Source organism: Albidovulum sediminis (assembly GCF_025380365.1).
GTDB lineage: Bacteria > Pseudomonadota > Alphaproteobacteria > Rhodobacterales > Rhodobacteraceae > Albidovulum > Albidovulum sediminis.
This window is the reverse complement of record NZ_JAOCQF010000001.1, coordinates 1,560,531-1,580,462: the sequence shown is the minus strand read 5'-3', so window position 1 is coordinate 1,580,462 and position 19,932 is coordinate 1,560,531. Positions and strand designations below refer to the sequence as shown.

Annotated in this window: 17 protein-coding genes; 9 read left to right on the top strand and 8 right to left on the bottom strand. The window is 69.5% G+C overall.

The genetic code is table 11. The features are described from left to right. Window positions 1–2 precede the first annotated feature (2 nt). From N5I32_RS07885 to N5I32_RS07865, 5 genes are all read left to right on the top strand, one after another. Window positions 3–2,006, top strand: a complete 2,004-nt coding sequence (locus N5I32_RS07885; protein ID WP_261494852.1) for an ABC transporter permease — start codon at window positions 3–5, stop codon at window positions 2,004–2,006. A 79-nt stretch (window positions 2,007–2,085) separates the two neighbouring features. Continuing rightward, window positions 2,086–2,973: a phosphotransferase gene (locus N5I32_RS07880; protein WP_261494851.1), complete on the top strand. Its 888-nt coding sequence runs from the start codon at window positions 2,086–2,088 to the stop codon at window positions 2,971–2,973. Continuing rightward, on the top strand, window positions 2,970–5,408 hold the full coding sequence (locus N5I32_RS07875) for a GcvT family protein (RefSeq protein WP_261494850.1): 2,439 nt from the start codon (window positions 2,970–2,972) through the stop codon (window positions 5,406–5,408). The genes N5I32_RS07880 and N5I32_RS07875 overlap by 4 nt, the downstream gene beginning before the upstream one ends. Next, entirely contained in the window at window positions 5,405–7,813 is a 2,409-nt protein-coding gene (locus N5I32_RS07870) for a GcvT family protein (protein WP_261494849.1), read from the top strand. Before N5I32_RS07875 ends, N5I32_RS07870 begins: the two co-directional genes overlap by 4 nt. Next, window positions 7,810–8,712 carry a phosphotransferase family protein gene (locus N5I32_RS07865; RefSeq protein WP_261494848.1) on the top strand — a complete coding sequence of 301 codons (903 nt, stop codon included), beginning with the start codon at window positions 7,810–7,812 and terminating at the stop codon, window positions 8,710–8,712. Before N5I32_RS07870 ends, N5I32_RS07865 begins: the two co-directional genes overlap by 4 nt. Here N5I32_RS07865 and N5I32_RS07860 read toward each other — a convergent pair. The 6 genes from N5I32_RS07860 to N5I32_RS07835 form a co-directional block, all read right to left on the bottom strand. Then, window positions 8,699–9,025 (bottom strand): hypothetical protein, encoded by a 327-nt coding sequence (locus N5I32_RS07860; protein WP_261494847.1) that lies wholly within the window; start codon window positions 9,023–9,025, stop codon window positions 8,699–8,701. The two genes, N5I32_RS07865 and N5I32_RS07860, sit on opposite strands and share 14 nt — an antisense overlap. 79 nt (window positions 9,026–9,104) lie before the next feature. Beyond that, window positions 9,105–9,587 carry a transcription antitermination factor NusB gene (nusB, locus tag N5I32_RS07855; RefSeq protein WP_261494846.1) on the bottom strand — a complete coding sequence of 161 codons (483 nt, stop codon included), beginning with the start codon at window positions 9,585–9,587 and terminating at the stop codon, window positions 9,105–9,107. Next, window positions 9,584–10,135, bottom strand: a complete 552-nt coding sequence (locus tag N5I32_RS07850; RefSeq protein WP_261494845.1) for a 6,7-dimethyl-8-ribityllumazine synthase — start codon at window positions 10,133–10,135, stop codon at window positions 9,584–9,586. The genes nusB and N5I32_RS07850 overlap by 4 nt, the downstream gene beginning before the upstream one ends. Window positions 10,136–10,138: 3 nt before the next feature. Continuing rightward, on the bottom strand, window positions 10,139–11,233 hold the full coding sequence (gene ribB / locus N5I32_RS07845; protein ID WP_261494844.1) for a 3,4-dihydroxy-2-butanone-4-phosphate synthase: 1,095 nt from the start codon (window positions 11,231–11,233) through the stop codon (window positions 10,139–10,141). Between the two features lie 76 nt (window positions 11,234–11,309). Further along, window positions 11,310–11,915, bottom strand: coding sequence for a hypothetical protein (locus N5I32_RS07840; protein WP_261494843.1), 606 nt, complete (start codon window positions 11,913–11,915; stop codon window positions 11,310–11,312). Further along, window positions 11,912–12,520, bottom strand: a complete 609-nt coding sequence (locus N5I32_RS07835) for a riboflavin synthase (RefSeq protein ID WP_261494842.1) — start codon at window positions 12,518–12,520, stop codon at window positions 11,912–11,914. The genes N5I32_RS07840 and N5I32_RS07835 overlap by 4 nt, the downstream gene beginning before the upstream one ends. A 211-nt stretch (window positions 12,521–12,731) precedes the next feature. Here N5I32_RS07835 and N5I32_RS07830 point away from each other — a divergent pair, with 211 nt between their 5' ends. The 3 genes from N5I32_RS07830 to N5I32_RS07820 all read left to right on the top strand — a co-directional run bounded on the left by N5I32_RS07830 (window position 12,732) and on the right by N5I32_RS07820 (window position 17,243). After that, on the top strand, window positions 12,732–13,988 hold the full coding sequence (locus N5I32_RS07830) for a capsule polysaccharide biogenesis protein (RefSeq protein ID WP_261494841.1): 1,257 nt from the start codon (window positions 12,732–12,734) through the stop codon (window positions 13,986–13,988). A 172-nt stretch (window positions 13,989–14,160) separates the two neighbouring features. Next, window positions 14,161–15,201: a polysaccharide biosynthesis/export family protein gene (locus N5I32_RS07825; RefSeq protein ID WP_261494840.1), complete on the top strand. Its 1,041-nt coding sequence runs from the start codon at window positions 14,161–14,163 to the stop codon at window positions 15,199–15,201. Next, on the top strand, window positions 15,198–17,243 hold the full coding sequence (locus N5I32_RS07820) for a capsule polysaccharide biogenesis protein (RefSeq protein WP_261494839.1): 2,046 nt from the start codon (window positions 15,198–15,200) through the stop codon (window positions 17,241–17,243). Before N5I32_RS07825 ends, N5I32_RS07820 begins: the two co-directional genes overlap by 4 nt. A 10-nt stretch (window positions 17,244–17,253) precedes the next feature. Here N5I32_RS07820 and ribD read toward each other — a convergent pair whose 3' ends face one another. Together ribD and nrdR are read right to left on the bottom strand one after the other, a co-directional pair. Then, a complete protein-coding gene (gene ribD / locus N5I32_RS07815; RefSeq protein WP_261494838.1) occupies window positions 17,254–18,351 on the bottom strand; it encodes a bifunctional diaminohydroxyphosphoribosylaminopyrimidine deaminase/5-amino-6-(5-phosphoribosylamino)uracil reductase RibD in 1,098 nt (365 codons plus the stop codon). Continuing rightward, on the bottom strand, window positions 18,348–18,815 hold the full coding sequence (gene nrdR / locus N5I32_RS07810) for a transcriptional regulator NrdR (protein ID WP_261494837.1): 468 nt from the start codon (window positions 18,813–18,815) through the stop codon (window positions 18,348–18,350). Before nrdR ends, ribD begins: the two co-directional genes overlap by 4 nt. A 227-nt stretch (window positions 18,816–19,042) precedes the next feature. Between nrdR and yghX the strand changes: the two genes are divergently transcribed. Further along, window positions 19,043–19,930 (top strand): YghX family hydrolase, encoded by an 888-nt coding sequence (yghX, locus tag N5I32_RS07805; protein ID WP_261494836.1) that lies wholly within the window; start codon window positions 19,043–19,045, stop codon window positions 19,928–19,930. Window positions 19,931–19,932 lie beyond the last annotated feature (2 nt).

Below are 19,932 nucleotides of genomic sequence, written 5' to 3'. Positions count from 1 at the left end.
CGATGACCCCCGCAGGCCCATCTGCCCGCCCTGCCGCCCGACGGTTTCCGGCCTGGCTCGGCTGGGCGATCGCGCTGGGCCTTCTTGCGCTCCTGTGGCTTTTCGGGTCCGGGGCTTTCCCCTGGGCCTTCGATTACCCCAAGGCGCTGCGCATCCCCGCCGCGCGCTGGATTACCGCCTTTACCAAGTGGCTGCTGAACGAGGCGACCTTCGGCCTTTTCACCTTTTCGGAGTTCACCCGCTTCATCGCGGCGATGCTCGACGTGCCCTACCGCTTCGTCCTCAGCCTGATCTCGACCGGGTTCCTGCGGGGGGAGGGGTCGCAGGCGGTGCAGATCCTGCCGCCGCTGTCCTGGGTCGCGTTGATCGGGTCGGGCGCGCTGCTGGGGCGCTACGCCGGCGGCTGGCGGCTGGCGGCGCTGGTTGCGGGCTGCCTTGCCTTCGTGCTGGTCTTCGGCCAGTGGCAAAGCGCCATGGTGACCCTGGCCTCGATCCTCGTCGCGGTGCCGCTTGGCGTGGCGGGCGGGCTTCTGCTGGGCGTCCTCGCCTTCCGCCACCCCTGGTTCGAGCGGGCAATCCGGCCCGTTCTCGACCTGATGCAGACGATCCCTGTCTTTGCCTACCTCGTGCCGATCCTGATCCTGTTCGGCTTCGGGCCGACGGCGGCGGTGGTGGCGACGCTGATCTATGCGATGCCGCCGATGACGCGGATCACCGAACTCGCGCTCCGGCGGGTGCCGTCGGAACTGACCGACCTTGGCCACATGGTCGGCTGCACGCGCCGCCAGATGATGTGGCGGGTGATGATCCCCTCGTCCAAGGACGCGCTGATGGTGGGGGTCAACCAGGTGATCATGCTCAGCCTCAACATGGTCATCATCGCCTCGATGATCGGGGCGGGGGGGCTTGGCTTCGACGTGCTGGCGGCGCTGCGCCGGCTCGACTTCGGCGCTGGGCTCGAGGCGGGGTTCGCTATCGTCGCCCTCGCCGTGGCGCTGGACCGGCTGAGCCAGGCCTTCGCGCATCTGCGCCCCGAACCCGCCGCCGGGACCGGTCTGGCCGCGCGCCACCCCTACCTGATCTCTGGCCTCGCCCTGATCCTCGGGGCCGGGATCGCGGGCGCGGCGGTGCCGGCGCTCCAGACCTGGCCCGAGGCGCTGGAACTGTCGACCGGCACCTTCTGGAGCAGTGTCGTCGAATGGATCAACGTCAACTTCTTCGACACCATCGAGGCGGTGAAGAACGCGGTGCTCCTGAACCTTCTGGTGCCCTTCAAGCGCTTCCTTGGCGGGCTGCCCTGGGCGGGGGTGACGGCCCTTCTGGCTTGGGCGGGCTGGCGGCTGGGCGGCTGGCGGCTGGCCGCGCTGGTCGCGGCACTCGCCTTCCTCATCGCCGCGACCGACCAGTGGGAGAAGGCCGCGATCACCGTCTATCTCTGCGGCATCTCGACCCTGTTCGCCATGCTGATCGGTATTCCCCTCGGCATCCTCTCGGCCGAGCGGGAGGGCGTCTGGACCCCGGTCCGGGTGATCATCGACACGCTGCAGACGCTGCCCTCGTTCGTCTACCTGATGCCGGCGGTGATGCTGTTCCGCGTCGGCGACTTCACCGCGATGATCGCGGTGGTGGCCTATGCCCTGGTGCCGGCGGTGCGCTATACCGTCCTTGGCCTCAAGGGCGTCGACCCGCGCCTGATCGAGGCCGGGCAGGCGATGGGCTGCACGCGCGGCCAGATCCTGCGGCGGATCAAGCTGCGCCTGGCGCTGCCCGAGATACTGCTGGGGCTGAACCAGACGGTGATGTTCGCGCTTTCGATGCTGGTCATCACCGCGCTCGTCGGCACCCGCGACCTCGGGCAGGAGGTCTACATCGCGCTGACCAAGGCCGATCCGGGGCGCGGGATCGTGGCGGGGCTGGCCGTCGCCTTCATCGCCATCATCACCGACCGGCTGATCTCGGCCTCCGCCCGTGCGGCGCGGGCGCGGCTGGGGCTGGAGGCGGCATGACCAGGTCACGGGCGTTGGCGCGGTGGCCGGCTGCGGGAGCCTCCGGCGGGAGTATTTGGGCCAGACTGAAAGGTGGATCATGTCGCTGAGACGCATCCGCGCGCTGCCTTGCTGGCAGGGAGAGATCCGGGCCGAGCGGCTGAAGGGCGGGCTGTCGAACGAAAGCTGGAAGGTCACCGATGCCGCGGGCGTCCATGTCGTGCGCTTCGGCAAGGATTTTCCCTTTCACCACGTCAGCCGGGCGGCCGAGGTCATGGCCGCGGCGGCCGCGCACCGGGCGGGGTTCGCCCCCGCGGTCGAATACACCAGGCGCGGCGTCATGGTGTCGGAGTTCCTGCCGGCGCGGACCTGGGGCGAGGCGGACATGCGCGCAAATCCCGGCCGCATCGGCCGGCTCCTGCGCGATTTTCACACGAAGATGCCGGCCGAGGTGTCGGGGCCCGGCGCGATCTTCTGGGTTTTCCACGTCATCCGCGACTATGCCCGCACGCTGGCCGCGCGGGGCAGCCGCTTTGCCGCCGACCTGCCCTGGCTGACGGCGGTGGCGGCCGAGATGGAGGCGGCACAGGTGCCCTTGCCGATCGTCTTCGGCCATCACGATCTTCTGCCGGGCAATTTCCTCGAAAGCCCGGGCGGGCAGCTCTGGCTGATCGACTTCGAATATGCGGCCTTCGGGACGGCGATGTTCGATCTTGCCGGCGCCGCCTCGAACGCGGGGATGAGCGCGGAGGAGGCCCGCGCGATGCTGTTCGCCTATCTCGGCCATCCGCCCGACGAGGCGACGGTGCGCGCCTTCGACGCGATGCAATGCGCCTCTCTCGCGCGGGAGGCGATGTGGGCGATGGTCTCGGAGATATTCCTGGCCGCGCCCGGCGCCGACTACGACGCGCACGCGCGCGACTACCTGGGGCGGCTTGGCGCCGCGCTTGACCGCTATCACACCCGTTACGGAAAGACCTCATCATGACCCTACCCACGCACGCCCAGATCGTCGTCATCGGCGGCGGGATCATCGGCGCATCGACGGCCTATCACCTGGCGCGCGACCACAAGGCCGATGTCGTCCTGCTGGAGCAGGGCCGGCTGACCTCGGGCTCGACCTGGCACGCGGCGGGGCTGGTGGGGCAGTTGCGGTCCTCGGCCTCGATCACGCGGGTGCTGAAATATTCGGTCGAGCTTTACAAGGGGCTGGCCGCCGAGACGGGCCTCGAGACCGGTTGGAAGATGACCGGCTGCCTGCGCCTGGCCACGAACGAGGACCGCTGGACCGAATACAAGCGGCTGGCGACCACGGCGCGCAGCTTCGGGATGGAGATGCACCTGATCTCTCCGCAGGAGGTCCGGCAGATGTGGCCGCTGATGGAGACATCGGATCTGGTCGGCGCAAGCTGGCTGCCGACGGACGGGCAGGCCAGCCCCTCGGACATCACGCAGTCGCTGGCCAAGGGCGCGCGGATGCACGGAGCGAAGATCTTCGAGGGCGTGCGGGTCCTGGGCTTCGGGATGGCGGGCAACCGCATCACCTCGGTCCGCACCTCGCAAGGGGAGATCGCCTGCGAGAAGGTCGTCAACTGCGCCGGGCAGTGGGCGCGGCAGGTGGGCGCGATGGCCGGAATCAACGTGCCGTTGCAGGCGGTCCGCCACCAGTACATCGTGACCGAGAAGATCCCCGGCCTTTCGGCCGACGCGGCGACCATCCGCGACCCGGACCGGCGCACTTATTTCAAGGAAGAGGTGGGCGGCCTCGTCATGGGCGGGTATGAGCCCAACCCGCAGCCGCTGCCCACCGGCGACATCCCGAACGACTGGCAGTTCCACCTGTTCGAGGACGACTACGACCATTTCGAGCAGCACCTGGTGCAGGCGATCGAGCGGGTTCCGGCGTTGTCGGAGGTGGGCGTCAAGCAGATGATCAACGGGCCGGAAAGCTTCACGCCGGACGGCAACTTCATCCTCGGGCCGGCGCCGGAATGCGTGAACATGTTCGTGGGCGCGGGCTTCAACGCCTTCGGCATCGCGAGCGGGGGCGGCGCGGGATGGGTGCTGGCCGACTGGGTGGTGAACGGCGAGGCACCGCTCGACCTCTGGGTGGTGGACATCCGCCGCTTCTCGGAGATGCACCGCGACCGGCAATGGGTCAGCGACCGCACCTGCGAGGCTTACGGCAAGCACTACACCATCGGCTTCCCGCACGAGGAATACACCTCGGGCCGACCGCGGATCGTCTCGCCGCTTTATGAGCGGCTGAAGGGGCATCGCGCCGTCTTCGGATCGAAGCTGGGCTGGGAGCGGCCGAACTGGTTCGCGCCCGAAGGCGTGGAGCCGCGCGACGTCTATTCGATGGGCCGGCAGAACTGGTTCCCCCACGTGGGCGAGGAGCACCGGCACGTGCGCGAGGCGGTCGGGCTTTTCGACCAGTCATCCTTCGCCAAGTACGAGGTGACGGGGCGGGACGCGGTGCGCGCGCTCGACTTCGTCTGCGCCAATGACGTGACCAAGGCGCCGGGGCGTCTGACCTATACCCAGCTTCTGAACACGCGGGGCGGGATCGAGGCCGACCTGACGGTGGCGCGGCTGGCGGAAGACCGGTTCTACATCGTCACCGGCACCGGCTTCCGCACCCATGACCTTGCCTGGATCGGCGAGCATCTGCCTGCGGGCGACGTGACCATCCGCGACATCACCGAGGAATGGGGGACGCTGTCGCTGATGGGGCCGAAGGCGCGCGACGTGCTGGCGCGTCTGACGGACGCGGACGTGTCGAACGCGGGCTTCCCCTTCGGCCATGTGCGCGAGATCGCGATTGCCGGGGCGACGGTCCGGGCGCTGCGCGTCACTTATGTGGGCGAACTGGGGTGGGAGTTGCACGTGCCGCTGGCTGCCACGGGTGCCGTCTTCGACGCGCTGATGGCGGTGGGGGCGGGCGAGGGGATCCGGCCCGTCGGCTACCGCGCGATCGAATCGCTCCGGCTGGAGAAGGGCTATCGCGCCTGGTCGTCGGACATCACGCCCAACGACACGCCCTTCGAGGCGGGGCTGGGCTGGGCGGTCAAGATGCGCCGCAACGCCGATTTCATCGGGCGCAAGGCGCTTGAGGCGGTGGCGGGCAAACCGCTGACCAAGCGCCTGGCCGGCTTCACGCTCGACGATCCTGCCGCGGTCCTGGTCGGGCGCGAGACGATCCTGCGGAACGGGCAGGCGGTCGGCTATCTGACCTCGGGCGGCTACGGCTATACGCTCGGCCGGTCCATCGGCTACGGCTATGTCCGCAACGCCGAAGGGGTCAGCGACGACTTCCTCGCTTCGGGCGACTATGAACTGGTTGTCGCCAACGAACGCTTCCCGGCGCGGATCGCGCTCGCCCCCCTCTACGACCCCGAAAACCTCAAGGTGAAGGCATGAAGGCCGACCGGCACGCGAAGATCGTCATCATCGGCGCGGGCGCCATCGGTTGCGCCATCGCCCACCACCTGGCGCGCGCGGGTGAGCGTGACGTGCTGGTGCTGGAAAAGGCGCAGGTCACGCATGGCTCCACCTGGCACGCGGCGGGGCTGGTCGGGCAGTTGCGCGGCAAGCGGGCGCTGACGCGGCTGATGCAGAACTCGGTCGCGGTCTTCGACGGGCTGGCGGCGGAGGCCGGCATGGCGACCGACTGGAAGAAGGTGGGCTCGCTGCGGCTCGCGGCCTCCGACGCGCGCTGGAGCGAGATCCGCCGCTCGGTCCAGCTTGCGAAAAGCTTCGGCTTCGAGGCGCATCTGGTCTCGCCCGACGAGGCAAAGCGGATGTTTCCCCACATCGACCCGAAGGGCGTCGTCGGCGCGGCCTGGATCCCCTCCGACGGCTACATCGACCCCTACGCAGTGACGATGGCCTTCGCCGCGAGCGCGCGGAAGGGCGGTGTGCGGATCGAGGAGGGGGTGACCGTCACCGGCATTCCCGTGAAGGGGCGCCGGGCGCTGGGAGTGGTGACCGACCATGGCACGATCTCGGCCGACATCGTGGTCAACGCCGCGGGCTACTGGGCGCGGCGCGTGGGGGCGATGGCGGGCGTCCCGGTCGCCGCGGGGGTGGTGGAGCATCAGTATTTCGTCACCGAAAAGGGCCTCGACGTGCCCGACACCCTGACGACGCTGCGCGACCCCGACCACAACTTCTACCTCAAGCCGGATGTCGGCGGTGCCTGGGCCATCGGCGGGTGGGAGGAGGGGACCCGCGCGCCCTGGAACCAGTGGCCACCCTTCGACTTCGCGCGCGAACTGTTCCCCGCGAACATGGACCGGCTGGAACTGTTTGCGCTGCCCGCCGCCGAACGGCTGCCGATCCTGAACGACATCGGCATCAGGACGGTGATCAACGGCCCGATCCCGGTTTCCGCCGATGGCGAGCCGATCATGGGGCTGGCGCCGGAACTCGACAACTTCTACCTCGCCTGCGGCTTCACCGCCGGGATCGCCGCCTCTGGCGGGGCGGGGCAGGCGATGGCGAACTGGATCCTGCAGGGCGATCCGGGGCTTGACCTCTGGCCCTTCGACGCCCGCCGCTTCGGCGCGCCGCATGCGCGTGCCGCGTGGCTTTCCGCGCGCGCGGTCGAGGCCTATGCGGCCTACTACAAGGTCCACTGGCCGGGCGAGGAACATCACGCCGGCCGCGGGCTGCGCCGTTCACCGCTTCATGAGCCGCTGAAGGCCGCCGGCGCCGTCTTCGGTTCCCGCTTCGGCTGGGAACGGGCGAACTGGTTCACCACGTCGGATCCGGCCGCGACCGATACGCCCAGCTTCGAGGGCAAGCCCGGCTGGCATGCCGCCGTCGCCGCCGAGGTCAAGGCCATCCGCACCGGCGTGGCGCTGATCGACCAGACCTCGTTTTCCAAGTTCGAACTGTCCGGCCCCGGCGCGCAGGTGGCGCTGAACCGGATCGCCGCCGCCGACATCTCGGGCGCGCCGGGCCGGGCGATCTACACCCAGCTTCTGAACGACAGGGGCGGGATCGAGGCCGACCTGACCATCCTGCACCGGGGCGAGGAGGATTTCCTGATCGTCACCGGTTCGGGCTTCGGGGTGCGCGACGGCAACTGGATAACCCGACAACTGCCAGATGGCCTGCGCCCGCGCGACGTCACCAACGCCCACGCGGTCCTCAACATCTGCGGACCGAAGGCGCGGGAGGTTCTGGCCGCCGTCACCGACGCGGACCTGTCGAACGCGGCCTTCCCGTTCCTCGCCGCGCGCGAGATCGTGGTGGGCCACGCGCCCGCGCTGGCCGTGCGCGTGGGCTATGTCGGCGAACTGGGGTGGGAGCTTTACATCCCCGTCGAATATGCGGCGCATGTCTACGAGGTGCTGAAAGAGGCCGGGGCCGCCCACAGCATCCGCGACGCCGGCTACCGCGCGATCGAAAGCTGCCGGCTGGAGAAGGGGTATCTCTACTGGTCCTCCGACATCACCCCGGAGACGACGCCATCCGAGGCGGGCCTGGGCTTTGCCGTCGCGATGGGCAAGGGCGATTTCACCGGCCGCGCCGCGCTGGCCGCCATGGGGGCGCCGAAACGCAGGCTGGTGACCCTGACGGTCGAGGGTTTCGCACCCTTCCTGTCGGGGGAAACCGTCCTGCACGAGGGCAAACCGGTCGCCTCGCTGACCAGCGCGGGCTACGGCCACCACCTCGGCAAGACCATCGGCTTTGCCTACCTGCCCGCGGAGCTTGCGGGGGAACAGGGTTTCGTGATCGAGGCCTTCGGCACCCCCCATGCCGCCACGCGCGGCCCGCGGTGCCTTTACGATGCGAAGATGGAAAGGCTGAAGGCATGAGCGACATCGACCTTGCCCGCGCGGCGATCCGCGGCATTCCCGCCCTTCATGGCTCGGGGGAGCCGGAGCGGCTGGGCGGGCTGACCAATCTTGTCTTCCGGGTCGGCGACTGGTGCCTTCGCATCCCCGGCAAGGGGACCGAGGAATACATCGACCGCGCGAACGAGGCGGTGGCCGCGCGCGAGGCGGCGCGGGCGGGTGTCAGCCCCGAGGTGATGCATGCCGACGCGGCGACCGGCGTGATGGTCACCCGCTTCATCGACGGCGCCGTGACGATGAGCCCGGAGAACTTCCGCGCCCGCCCCGGCGCCCCCGGCCGGGCGGGGGCCGCCTTTCGCAAGCTGCACGATGCCGGGGCGGTCTTTCCCTTCCGGTTCGAACTGTTCGCGATGATCGACGACTATCTGCGCATCCTGTCCACCAAGGACGTGGCCCTGCCCGAGGGCTATCACGACGTGGTGCGCGAGGCCGGGGCGGTGCGCGCCGCGCTCGCCGCGCATCCCCTGCCGCTGACCGCCTGCCACTGCGACCCGTTGTGCGAGAATTTCCTCGATACCGGCGACCGGATGTGGATCGTCGACTGGGAATATTCCGGCATGAACGACCCGATGTGGGATCTTGGCGACCTCTCGGTCGAGGGCGGATTCGACGCGGGCCAGGACGAGGAGATGCTGGCGGCCTACTTTGGCGGCGCGCCATCGGACCGCGACCGCGGCCGCATGGTGATCTACAAGGCGATGTGCGACCTTCTGTGGACGCTCTGGGGGCTGATCCAGCTTGCGAACGGCAATCCGGCGGACGACTTCCGCGCCTATGCCGACGGGCGCTTCGCCCGCTGCAAGGCGCTCATGGCCTCGCCCGAGTTTGCCCGCCACCTCGCCGCGGTCAGAGCCGGCTGAGCGGCTCCTTGCGTCCGCTGGCGCGGTGTGCGGCGGCGCGCACCAGTGCCGGAACGCGCCCGATCGGGCGGCGGCTGCCGCCGCCCGGTCCATCCTCGGCCATGCCCATGATGCGGATCGCGAACTGCACCCCGGCAAAGACGATGCCGTTCGAGACGAAGAGCATCGCGACGCCGATCCAGCCACCCTTCACCGAGGTTGCCAGATGGCGGAGCCCCGCGACGTCGAGCCAGAGCAGAAGCGCGGTAAAGACCGCCGACAGGGCGAACCCGATCAGCACGTTGACGATGTAAAGGCGGACGAGTGCGGGCATGGCTACCTCCTGTCGGGGGGCATTCTAGTCCATATCAAACCGCGCGCCAGCGGCGCGACGCCGCAGGTCGGGCCGCAGATCAGAATGCCTCGGGCTTCGCCTCGCGCGCCATGTGGTCAAGCACGGCGTTGACGAACTTCGGTTCCTTGCCGTCGGGGAAGAAGGCGCGGGCGACGTCGACATATTCGGTGATGACGACCTTCGGCGGCGTGTCGGGCAGCAAGAGTTCCGCCCCGCCGGCGCGGAACAGTGCGCGCAGGACCGGGTCGATCCGGTCGATCGGCCACTTGGCCACCAGCGCGCGGTCGGTCATCTGGTCGATCCGGGCCTGCAGGTTCACCGCCTCTTCCAGGATGGCGCGAAACAGGGCGGGGTCGCCCTCGGCCATCTCGTCGTCCTCATAGACGGCGCCGAAACGATGTGTCTCGAACTCGCGCGCGACGCGGTCCACGGCCTGGCCCGCCGCCTCCATCTGGAACAGCGCCTGCACGGCATAAAGCCGGGCGGCCGAGCGCCGCTGGCGTTTCTCGGCGATGGAAAGTTTTCGCGGCGTCTCGCTCATGCGCGGGCGGGTCCTTCGCTGTCTCCGGCGATGCGGAACTCCTCGCCCGCGGGCTTGAAGCCGATCCCCTTGGTCTGGCGCGCCCACTTGCGGGAAAGTGCGACCAGATGCAAGGCCGCAGCGGCAGCCCCGCCGCCCTTGTTCTGGCCGTGGGGATCGGCGCGCACGACCGCCTGTTCGCGGTTCTCGACCGTCAGGATGCCGTTGCCGACGCAGGCGCCGGAGAGGCCGAGCATCGTCAGCCCGCGCGAACTGTCGTTGCAGACGGTGTCGTAATGCGTGGTCTCGCCCCGGATCACGCAGCCAAGGGCGACGAAACCGTCGTAGTCGGCCATGCGGAAGGCCATGCCGATGGCGGTGGGAACCTCCAGCGCGCCCGGCACCTCGACCACTTCCGTGCTTGCCCCCGCCTGCGTGGCGACCGCGACTGCCCCGGCCACGAGGTTGTCGGCGATGTCCTTGTAATAGGGCGCGACGACGATCAGCAGCCTGACCGGCTTGTCGAACCGCGGCAGGTCGAGGATGTGGTGGCTTTCGCTTCCAGCCATGGCTCAGGCCCCCGAGATCGGATGGGTATCGACGATGTGCAGGTCGTAGGCATCGAGACCCAGATAGCGCGTCATCGGCGAATCGGTCAGCAGGATCAGCTTCCTGAGGCCCATCGACGACAGGATCTGCGCGCCGAGGCCGGTCTGCTTGACCGTGCGCGGCCCGTCATCCTCGGGCACGATCAGCTTGGCGCGCGGGTCGCGGAAAAGGCAGACCACGCCGCGGCCGGCATCGGCGATGATGCGCATCGCGCGGGCCAGTTCCCCCTCGGGCGCCGGGCCAAGGGCCAGGACATCTTCCAGCACGTTCAGCGAATGGGTCCGCACCAGCACGGGTTCGGAGGTGGTAATGTCGCCCTTGGTCAGGACGACATGTTCGGTCCCCTCGGTCTGGTCGGTGTAGATCCGCATCGTCCATTCGCCGCCATAGGCCGACTGAACCTTCCGCCGGTCGGTTTCCCGCACCAGGTTGTCGTGGCGGCGGCGGTAGGCGATGAGGTCGGAAATCGTGCCGATCTTCAGCCCGTGTTTCTGCGCGAAGGCGACCAGATCGGGCAGGCGGGCCATGGTGCCGTCGTCCTTCATGATCTCGCAGATCACGCCGGCCGGGGTCAGCCCGGCAAGCCGCGCCACGTCGGTCGCGGCCTCGGTATGGCCGGCGCGGACCAGAACGCCGCCGTCGCGCGCACGCAGGGGGAAGACATGGCCGGGCGTGGCAAGGTCCGCGGGGCCCTTGTCGGGGTCAATCGCCACCGCGACGGTGCGCGCGCGGTCGTGCGCGGAAATCCCCGTCTCTACCCCTTCGCGGGCCTCGATCGAGACGGTGAAGGCGGTTTCATGGCGGGAAGAGTTCTTGGTCGACATCAGCGACAGGCCAAGCGCCTCGATCCGCGCCTCGGTCAGGGTCAGGCAGATCAGCCCGCGCCCATGCATCGCCATGAAGTTGATCGCCTCGGGCGTGGCCATCTGCGCGGGGATGACAAGGTCGCCCTCGTTCTCGCGATCCTCGTGGTCGACAAGGATGAACATGCGGCCCGCGCGTGCCTCGGCGATGATGTCTTCGGTCGGGGCAATCGCTGATCTGAGGTCGTCGGTCATCGTCCAGGCCACTTCGGGGAATGATTGGTCAGGCGATAGCCGAAGCGGCGGGATTTGGCCAGCCCGGACGCGACCCCTATCGCGCCGCTGCCGCCACGGGGCGCCCGAAATAGGCGTCCGCGGACAGGTAGCCCGCCAGCCGCGCGGCCGCCACCCAGTCGCGTTCCAGCGCCGTGTCCCCGATCAGCAGGACGGCGTCCGCCGGATGGCGCCGCGCCGCCAGGAAGGCGCGCAGGCTGCGCCCGGTTTCCGACCAGCTGTCGCCCAGTCCGGGCGCGCGCGTCGCCGCGTCGAAGGCCACGCCCTGCCCGGCGAGGGTCGCGACCGTCACCTCGGACGCCAGCGGCGGCTGCACGGCCAGCAGGCGCTCCGCCCCGCGCAGGGCCGCGATGCGGGCCGCCTCGTCCCGCGCGATCCGCTCGCCCTCGCGCAGGAGCCGCAGCGCATTGGTGGAAAAGAGGAAGGCCACGAGGTCGCGCCCCGTGGTGGCGCGCACGCCGGCATAGGTCTTGTAGTCGAGCCCAAGTTCGGCCGCGCGGCGCACGCGGGCCCGCACCACCTCGATCGGCAGGGTGGGAAGGAGTGCCGCGCGCGCGGTGCGCCAGCAGTGCCGGCGCCAGCCCGCGCCGGGCTCCATCGTGGGGCCGCCGTTGTGGCCCGCTCCGGCCCGCGCCCCGCTCACTTCCCCGCCCAGTCCCTGAGCCGCGCGACATAGCGCGCGAGGGTGTCGATCTCGATGTTGACGGCATCGCCCGGCCGCGCGGTGCCCCAGGTGGTCACCGCCTTGGTGTGGGGGATGATGTTGACGCCGAAGGTGGCGCCGTCGACCTCGTTCACGGTCAGCGAGGTGCCGTTCAGCGCGACCGATCCCTTGGGCGCGATGAACCCCGCCAGATGATCCGGCACGCGGAAGGTGAAGCGGGTGGAATCGCCCTCTGGAACCGCGCTCAGGATCTCCGCCACCCCGTCGACATGGCCCGAGACGATGTGACCACCCAATTCGTCCCCGACCCGGAGCGCGCGTTCGAGGTTGACGCGCTTGCCCGGGTGCCAGCCGCCGCCGCCGATGTTCGTCTTCGACAGGCTTTCGGCAGAGATCTGGACATCGAACCAGTTGCGCGGCTCGGTGCCGGTCTCGATCACCGTCAGGCAGACGCCGTCGCAGGCGATCGAGGCGCCGATGTCGACCGTCTCGATCGGATAGGCGGTCGCGATCCGCGCGCGCAGGTCGCCTTCCTGCCTGAGCGCGATCACCTCGCCGAGGTCCGTGACGATACCGGTGAACATGGCAAGCCCCCCCTTCCTGACGGGAAATGCCTAGCCCGAGGGCGGCAGCGTCGCAAGTCCCGGCCCGAATTAGCCATGAATTAACCCGAATGCGGTGAGAAAGCGGATCGGGATCGAACGGCCTTGGTGACAGACACGCGGCAGACGGTCTATTGAGGCATAGGCGGGCAGGCAGGTGATACGGGGGCGCGTGGAAGACCGGCGGATTCTGATGCTGCAAGGGCCGCACGGGCCTTTCTTCGGCCTGCTGGCCGATGCGCTGCGATCCGCGGGCGCGACCGTCTGGCGCGTCGGCTTCAACCGCGGCGACGAAGTCTTCTGGCGCGGGCGCAAGGGATACGTCCCCTTCCTCGGCCGGGTGGAGGATTGGCCCGCGGTCTGCGCCGACATGCTGGCCACCATGCGCATCAGCGACATCATCCTTTACGGCGATACCCGGCCGATCCATGCCCAGGCGGTGCGGCTGGCGCGGGACCGGGGCATCCGCGTCCATGTGTTCGAGGAAGGGTACCTGCGGCCCTACTGGGCCACCTACGAACGCGGCGGCTCGAACGGACATTCCCGGCTGATGGACATGGATGTGGCCCCGATGCGCGCCGCACTGGCCCGCAGCCGGGTGGAGACGCCCGAGGCGCCCGCCCACTGGGGCGATCTCAGGCAGCATGTGTTTTACGGCGCGGCCTATCACTTTTTCGTCATGGCGATGAACCGCCGCTACCAGAACTTCGTCTCCCATCGCGGCATCACCGTGCGGCAGGAATTCCGGCTGCACCTGCGCCGGCTCCTCATGATGCCGCTGCACCGGCTGGAACGCTGGATCAGCACGCGCCGGGTCAGGTACGGCGGGTTTCCCTATCACCTGGTGCTGCTGCAACTCGAACATGACGCGAGCTTTCGCGCCCATTCGCCGTTTGCCTCGCAGACCGAGTTCATCGAGCTTTGCCTCGAAGGGTTCGCCGCCGGCGCCCCGCGCCACCATCACCTGGTGTTCAAGGCACACCCGCTCGAGGATGGGCGCGCGCCGGTCCGGACGAAGATTCGCGATGCCGCCCGGCGCCTCGGCGTGGCGGACCGCGTGCATTTCCTGCGCGGGGGCAAGCTTGCCAACCTTCTGGGGGCCGCCCGCACGGTGGTGACGGTCAATTCGACCGCCGCGCAGCAGGCGCTCTGGCGGGGGCTGCCGCTCAAGGCCTTCGGCCGTGCGGTCTACTCGAAGCCCGAGTTCGTCTCGCACCTGCCGATCGAGGCATTCTTCGCGACCTGCGACCGCCCCGATATGGCGGCCTATGCCGATTACCGGCAGTATCTTCTTGAAACATCACAGGTTCCGGGTGGTTTCTATTCGGCCCGCGGGCGCCGAATCCTGTTGCGCCAGGTGGTGGACATGGTGCTGTCCGACCTCGACCCCTACGACGCGCTCGCCGCCGGTATGGCTGCGCCGCGACAGCCGCTGCGCAGCACCGCCTAGGCTCTGGTTTTTGCATCGGGACTTCTTTAGGCTGCGCGCTAAACAGGTGCATTACGCCGGGCAGACGGGGGATTCTTTGATCAGAACTTGCAGCCTTGGGGCGAAATCGATTTTTGCGATTCTCCTTACGACAGCGCTTGCCGGATGCGCTTTGCCGCGTTCGGGTCCGAACATGAAGGAACTTCTGGCCGGATCGGTCGAGGACTCCGGCTCGACCCACATCGTCGCCGTCGATGCCCGCGTCGCGCGCGAGGCGTCGAAGTCGCCCACGCTCGGGTTTTCCGCCGACTTCGTGACCGCGGGCCCAGTGGGCGCCGACGTGATCCGCCCCGGCGACACGCTGTCGCTGACGATCTGGGAAAACGTCGATGACGGCCTTCTGACCAACCAGGGCCTGAACGCCACCGGGCTGAGCGAACTTCAGGTCGACGACGAGGGCTTCATCTTCGTGCCCTACGCAGGGCGTATCCGCGCCACCGGCAACACGCCAGATGCGTTGCGCCTGGCGATCACCGACAAGCTGAAGGACCAGACGCCAGATCCGCAGGTGCTGGTGGCGCGCGCGGCGGGGGACGGGGCGACCGTCTCGGTCCTGGGCAACACCGGCGCGCAGGGCGTCTTCCCGATCGAGCGGCCGACGCGCACGCTGTCGGCGATGCTGGCCCGCGCGGGCGGCGTGGCGGTCGATCCCGAAACCGCGCAGATCACGGTCACGAGGCACGGGCGCACCGGCAGCGTGTGGCTGAAGGACCTTTACAGCAACCCGCGCATGGACATCGCGCTGCGCGGCGGCGACGTGATCCTGGTGGAGAAGGACACCCGCACCTTCACCGCGCTAGGCGCCACCGGGGCGCAGACGCGGATCGACTTCGACACGCCGAACCTCACCGCGCTCGAGGCGATCGCGCGGGTGGGCGGCCTCAACACCAATCTCGCCGACCCCAAGGGCGTGTTCATCCTGCGTGACGAACCGGCACCTGTCGCCGCGGCGGTGCTGCGCAAGCCCGGGCTTCAGGGGTCGCAGCGCATGGCCTACGTGCTCGACCTTACCCAGCCGGACGGGATCTTCAACGCCCGCGACTTTGTCATCCGCGACGGCGATACGATCTACGTGACCGAGGCACCCTATGTGCAGTGGCAGAAGACGCTTTCGGTGCTGACCGGCACTGCAAGCTCGGCCAATGCGATCAGCAGCGTGGCCGGGGGCGGATGACCGGCACCGGCCCGGGCACTGCCGGCGGCGCCCCGGCGCGCAATCTCTACGTCTACAATGGCGGTTTCCTCACCAACGACCGGGTCCGGCGTATCCTGACCTGCGCGGGCTACGACCTGCGTCTCGGCATCCCGCGCAAGGACGACCTGATCGCCGTATGGGGCAAGAGCCCGACCGCGCCCAGGGGAGAGGCGATGGCGGCGCGGACCGGGGCCCGGATCGTGCGGGTCGAGGATGCCTTCCTGCGGTCGGTCCGGCCGGGGCGGGCGGGCGATCCGCCGCTTGGCCTGCTGATCGATCCGACCGGCATCCATTTCGACGGCTCCGCGCCCTCGCTGATCGAGGAGATCATCCGGACCAACCCGCTTGACGACACCGCCGTGCTGTCGCGGGCGCGCGACGGGATCGCGCGGCTGAAGCACCTGCATCTGTCCAAATACAACGGCTTCGACCCCGATCTTGAAGTTCCCGCGCCAGGCTATGTGCTGGTCGTCGACCAGACCCGCAACGATGCCTCGATCCGGCACGGCGGGGCCTCGGCCGCAACCTTCCGCGAGATGCTCGTCATCGCGCAGGAGGAACATCCGGGCGCCCGGATCGTGATCAAGTCGCACCCCGAGGCGGTCGCCGGGCACCGTCTTGGCCATTACACCGACGGCCATGCCCACGGGCGCATCACCGTCCTGCGCGACCCGGTGTCGCCCTGGGCGCTGCTCGATGGCGCGATCGCGGTCTACACCGTCTCTTCCCAGATGGGGTTCGAGGCGATCCTGGCCGGCCACCGCCCCCGCGTCTTCGGCCAGCCCTTCTACGCCGGCTGGGGCCTGACGCAGGACGAGAACCCGGTTGCCAGGCGCCAGAAGCGGCTGACGCGGGCGCAGCTTTTCGCCGCCGCGATGATCCTCGCGCCGGCATGGTACGACCGCGCGCGCGACCGGCTGACCACGTTCGAGGGCGCGGTGGACCAGCTAGAGGCCGAGGTGCGCGCCTTCCGCGACGACCGCCGGGGCCATGTGGCCGTCGGCATGCGGCTGTGGAAGCGGGCGCACTTGCAGCGCGCCTTCGGACGCGAGCGGCGGCTTGTCTTCATCGACGATCCCGGTCGCGCCGCGGCGCGGGCGCATCGCGACGGGCGCGACATCCTCGTCTGGGCGGGGCAGGAGGGCGAGACGCTGCGCCAGGCCGCGGGCGCCACGCCGGTGCGCCGGGTGGAGGACGGGTTCCTGCGTTCGCGCGGGCTGGGCGCCGACCTTGTGCCGCCGCTCGCGCTGGTCGCGGACCGGGCCGGGATCTACTACGACCCTTCGCGCCCCAGCGATCTGGAGCGGCTGATCGCTGCCGGGCCGCTGCCGGGCGGCGAGGCGCGGGCCGAACGGCTGCTGCGGCGGCTGACCGAAACCGGGGTCTCCAAGTACAACCTTGCCGCCGCCGACCTGCCGGAGCTTCCGAAGGGGCGCCGCATCCTTGTCCCCGGCCAGGTGGAGGATGACGCCTCGGTCCGCCTTGGCGCGGGCCGGGAACGGACGAACCTTGCGCTGCTGGAGCGGGTGCGGGAGGAGAACCCGAAGGCGGTGATCCTTTACAAGCCGCACCCGGACGTCGAGGCGGGGCTGCGCCCGGGCCATCTGCCCGAGGCCGAGGCGCTGCGCCTGGCCGATGCATTCGTCGCGCAGGCCGATCCGGTGCGGCTGACCGAGGCGGCGGACGAGGTCTGGACCATCACCTCGGGCCTCGGGTTCGAGGCGCTGATCCGGGGCAAGCCGGTGGTCACGCTCGGGATGCCGTTCTACGCGGGCTGGGGCCTGACCGAGGACCTGTTCCCGCAGCCCGAACGGCGCGGCCGGGCGACGCTTCTGGCGCTGGTGCATGCAGCCCTCATCGCCTATCCGCGCTATGTCGATCCGCTGACGGGCCTGCCGTGCCCGGTCGAGGTGATCGTGGACCGGCTGGCGGGCGGCGAGATCCCGGCGCCGGGGCCGGCCAACCGCTTGCTGTCAAAGCTTCAGGGTGTATTCGCAAGCCAGAGCTGGCTCTGGCGTTAGCGCCTGGGTTTCAGGCGCGGACCCAGTGGGCGAGCGTGTCGGGACCGACCGGGCGGAGGTCTTGCAGGCGGAAGCGTGGCGCATCGGCGAGCGCTGCAAGCGCCAGCGGGCCGAGCGCGGGCCGCCCGTCGGCGCCAAGGCCAAGGCCGGCGGAGAAGTGGCGGATCTCGTCCACGAGGTCCGCGCGCAGAAGGGCCGCGGCGAACTGCCCGCCGCCTTCGCAGAAGACCCGCGTCAGCCCCTCGGCGCCGAGCGCCGCCAGAAGCGCGGGCGCCGACAGCGCGCCGCCATCTTCCGCGACCTCGATCAGCCGCGCGCCCAGCGCATTCCACGCGGCCCGCGCCGCGTCGGGCGCGGAGGCGCCGTGCAGCAGCCAGAGCGGCGCCTGTGCCACCGACCGCGCCAGCGTGCCGCCCTCAGGAAGGTCGAGGGTGCGCGCCGCGATCACGCGGGCCGGCTGCCGGGTCACGCCGATGTCGCGTACGGTCAGCGCCGGGTCGTCCGCCCGCGCGGTGCCGCCGCCCACCATCACCGCGTCATGGCTGGCGCGCAGCGCGTGGACCATGCGCCGCGCCTCGGGCCCGGTGATCCAGCGGCTTTCGCCCGTGGCGGTGGCAATGCGCCCGTCGACACTGGTGGCCAGCTTCAGCGTCACCATCGGCCGGCCTTCGCGGATGCGGGTCAGAAAGCCTGTCTGGACCGCTTCCGCCTGATCCGCGAGAAGCCCGGTCGTCACGGAAATTCCTGCATCGCGCAGGATCGCGTGGCCGCGACCCGCCACGCGGGGGTCGGGATCGCCCGCCGCGGTGACGACACGCGCCAGTCCCGCCGCCACCAGCGCCCCGGCGCAGGGCGGGGTCTGCCCGTGGTGGGCGCAAGGCTCAAGGCTGACATAGGCGGTGGCACCGCGCGCCGCCGACCCGGCCTGTGACAGCGCCACCGTTTCGGCATGCGGACGCCCGCCGTCCTGGGTCCAGCCGCGGCCGACGATGCGCCCGTCCTTCACGATCACGCAGCCCACTGCCGGGTTCGGCCAGACCCGACCAAGCCCGCGCGCGCCAAGCGCGATGGCCAGCGCCATGAAGCGGCGGTCTTCCTCCGGGTTCACTCGTCCGCCGGGGCCGTCGGGCGCAACTCCGACACGAACTTGTCGAAGTCGTCGGCTGCCTGGAAATTCTTGTAGACGCTGGCGAAGCGCACGTAGGCGACGGTGTCGATGCGGGCCAGCGTTTCCATCACGATCTCGCCGATGGTCTTCGACGGGATGTCGGTGTCGCCAAGGCTTTCCAGCCGCCGGACGATGCCCGAGATCATCTGGTCGATCCGCTCCGGCTCGATCGGGCGTTTCTGCATGGCGATGCGGATCGAACGTTCGAGCTTGCCGCGGTCGAAGTCCTCGCGCTTGCCGGAGGACTTGATGACCACGAGGTCGCGCAGCTGCACCCGCTCGTAGGTGGTGAAGCGCCCGCCGCAGGCCGGGCAGAAGCGGCGCCTGCGGATCGCGACATGGTCTTCGGCCGGGCGGCTATCCTTCACCTGCGTATCGACATTTCCGCAAAACGGGCAACGCATCGCCTCTCCCTCGGGGTCAGACTGGGGTTTTCCACAGGCACTATAGGGCCGCTGCGATTCGTTGGGTAGTGGGAAGGCCCGGCCCCCAGATGTTGAAAGGTTAACGTGTGGCTTCCGGGACTCAGCAGGGTGGGCGCATCGGCGGGGCGGCCTGTTCACGCGGCCGTGAGGTCCGCGCGCGGCGTTCCCGTGCTAGCATGCGGCATGCACAGACAGGGAGAGACCGGATGACACGCCTGAGCGCGCGCGACTTCGCGCCCGAACTTCTGGAGCTTTACGATTTCTACGCGCACGGAATGATCACCAAGCGCGAGTTTCTGGACCGCGCGGCGAAATACGCCGCGGGTGGCCTGACAGCCTCGGCCCTTCTCGGGTTGATGAGCCCGAATTATGCGCTGGCCGAACAGGTTCGGGCCGACGACCCCGATATCCGGGGCGAGTATGTCACCTATCCCTCGCCCAACGGCCACGGCGAGGTGCGCGGCTATCTGGTGCGCCCGGCCGCGGCCGAGGGCGCGCTGCCCGCGGTGGTGGTGGTGCACGAGAACCGCGGCCTCAATCCCTATATCGAGGACGTGGCGCGGCGGCTGGCGAAGGCAGGGTTCATGGCGCTGGCACCCGACGGGCTGACCTCGGTCGGCGGCTATCCCGGCAACGACGACGCGGGGCGCGAACTGCAAAAGCAGGTCGATCCGGTCAAGCTGATGAACGATTTCTTCGCGGCGGTGGAATTCCTGATGGCGCATGACGGGTCCACCGGAAACGTCGGCATCGTCGGCTTCTGCTATGGCGGGGGCGTGTGCAACGCGGCGGCGGTGGCCTATCCGGAGCTGAAGGCGGCGGTGCCGTTCTACGGTCGCCAGCCCGACCCGGCGGACGTGCCGAAGATCCGGGCCTCGCTCCTCATCCACTACGCCGGGCTCGACGATCGGGTAAACGCCGGCTGGCCGGACTATGAGGCGGCGCTGAAGGCGGCGGGGACCGATTACCAGGCCTTCATCTACGAGGGCGTGAACCACGGGTTCCACAACGACACCACGCCGCGCTATGACGCGGCGGCGGCGGAACTGGCCTGGGGCCGGACGTTGGATTTCTTCCGGGAAAAGCTGGCCTGAGG

Bases quoted from the DNA above. Each gene is read 5' to 3' on its own strand.
- N5I32_RS07885 (WP_261494852.1), top strand. From the start codon at position 3: ATGACCCCCGCAGGCCCATCTGCCCGCCCTGCCGCCCGACGGTTTCCG.
- N5I32_RS07880 (WP_261494851.1), top strand. From the start codon at position 2,086: ATGTCGCTGAGACGCATCCGCGCGCTGCCTTGCTGGCAGGGAGAGATC.
- N5I32_RS07875 (WP_261494850.1), top strand. From the start codon at position 2,970: ATGACCCTACCCACGCACGCCCAGATCGTCGTCATCGGCGGCGGGATC.
- N5I32_RS07870 (WP_261494849.1), top strand. From the start codon at position 5,405: ATGAAGGCCGACCGGCACGCGAAGATCGTCATCATCGGCGCGGGCGCC.
- N5I32_RS07865 (WP_261494848.1), top strand. From the start codon at position 7,810: ATGAGCGACATCGACCTTGCCCGCGCGGCGATCCGCGGCATTCCCGCC.
- N5I32_RS07860 (WP_261494847.1), bottom strand. From the start codon at position 9,025: ATGCCCGCACTCGTCCGCCTTTACATCGTCAACGTGCTGATCGGGTTC.
- nusB (WP_261494846.1), bottom strand. From the start codon at position 9,587: ATGAGCGAGACGCCGCGAAAACTTTCCATCGCCGAGAAACGCCAGCGG.
- N5I32_RS07850 (WP_261494845.1), bottom strand. From the start codon at position 10,135: ATGGCTGGAAGCGAAAGCCACCACATCCTCGACCTGCCGCGGTTCGAC.
- ribB (WP_261494844.1), bottom strand. From the start codon at position 11,233: ATGACCGACGACCTCAGATCAGCGATTGCCCCGACCGAAGACATCATC.
- N5I32_RS07835 (WP_261494842.1), bottom strand. From the start codon at position 12,520: ATGTTCACCGGTATCGTCACGGACCTCGGCGAGGTGATCGCGCTCAGG.
- N5I32_RS07830 (WP_261494841.1), top strand. From the start codon at position 12,732: ATGCTGCAAGGGCCGCACGGGCCTTTCTTCGGCCTGCTGGCCGATGCG.
- N5I32_RS07825 (WP_261494840.1), top strand. From the start codon at position 14,161: ATGAAGGAACTTCTGGCCGGATCGGTCGAGGACTCCGGCTCGACCCAC.
- N5I32_RS07820 (WP_261494839.1), top strand. From the start codon at position 15,198: ATGACCGGCACCGGCCCGGGCACTGCCGGCGGCGCCCCGGCGCGCAAT.
- nrdR (WP_261494837.1), bottom strand. From the start codon at position 18,815: ATGCGTTGCCCGTTTTGCGGAAATGTCGATACGCAGGTGAAGGATAGC.
- yghX (WP_261494836.1), top strand. From the start codon at position 19,043: ATGACACGCCTGAGCGCGCGCGACTTCGCGCCCGAACTTCTGGAGCTT.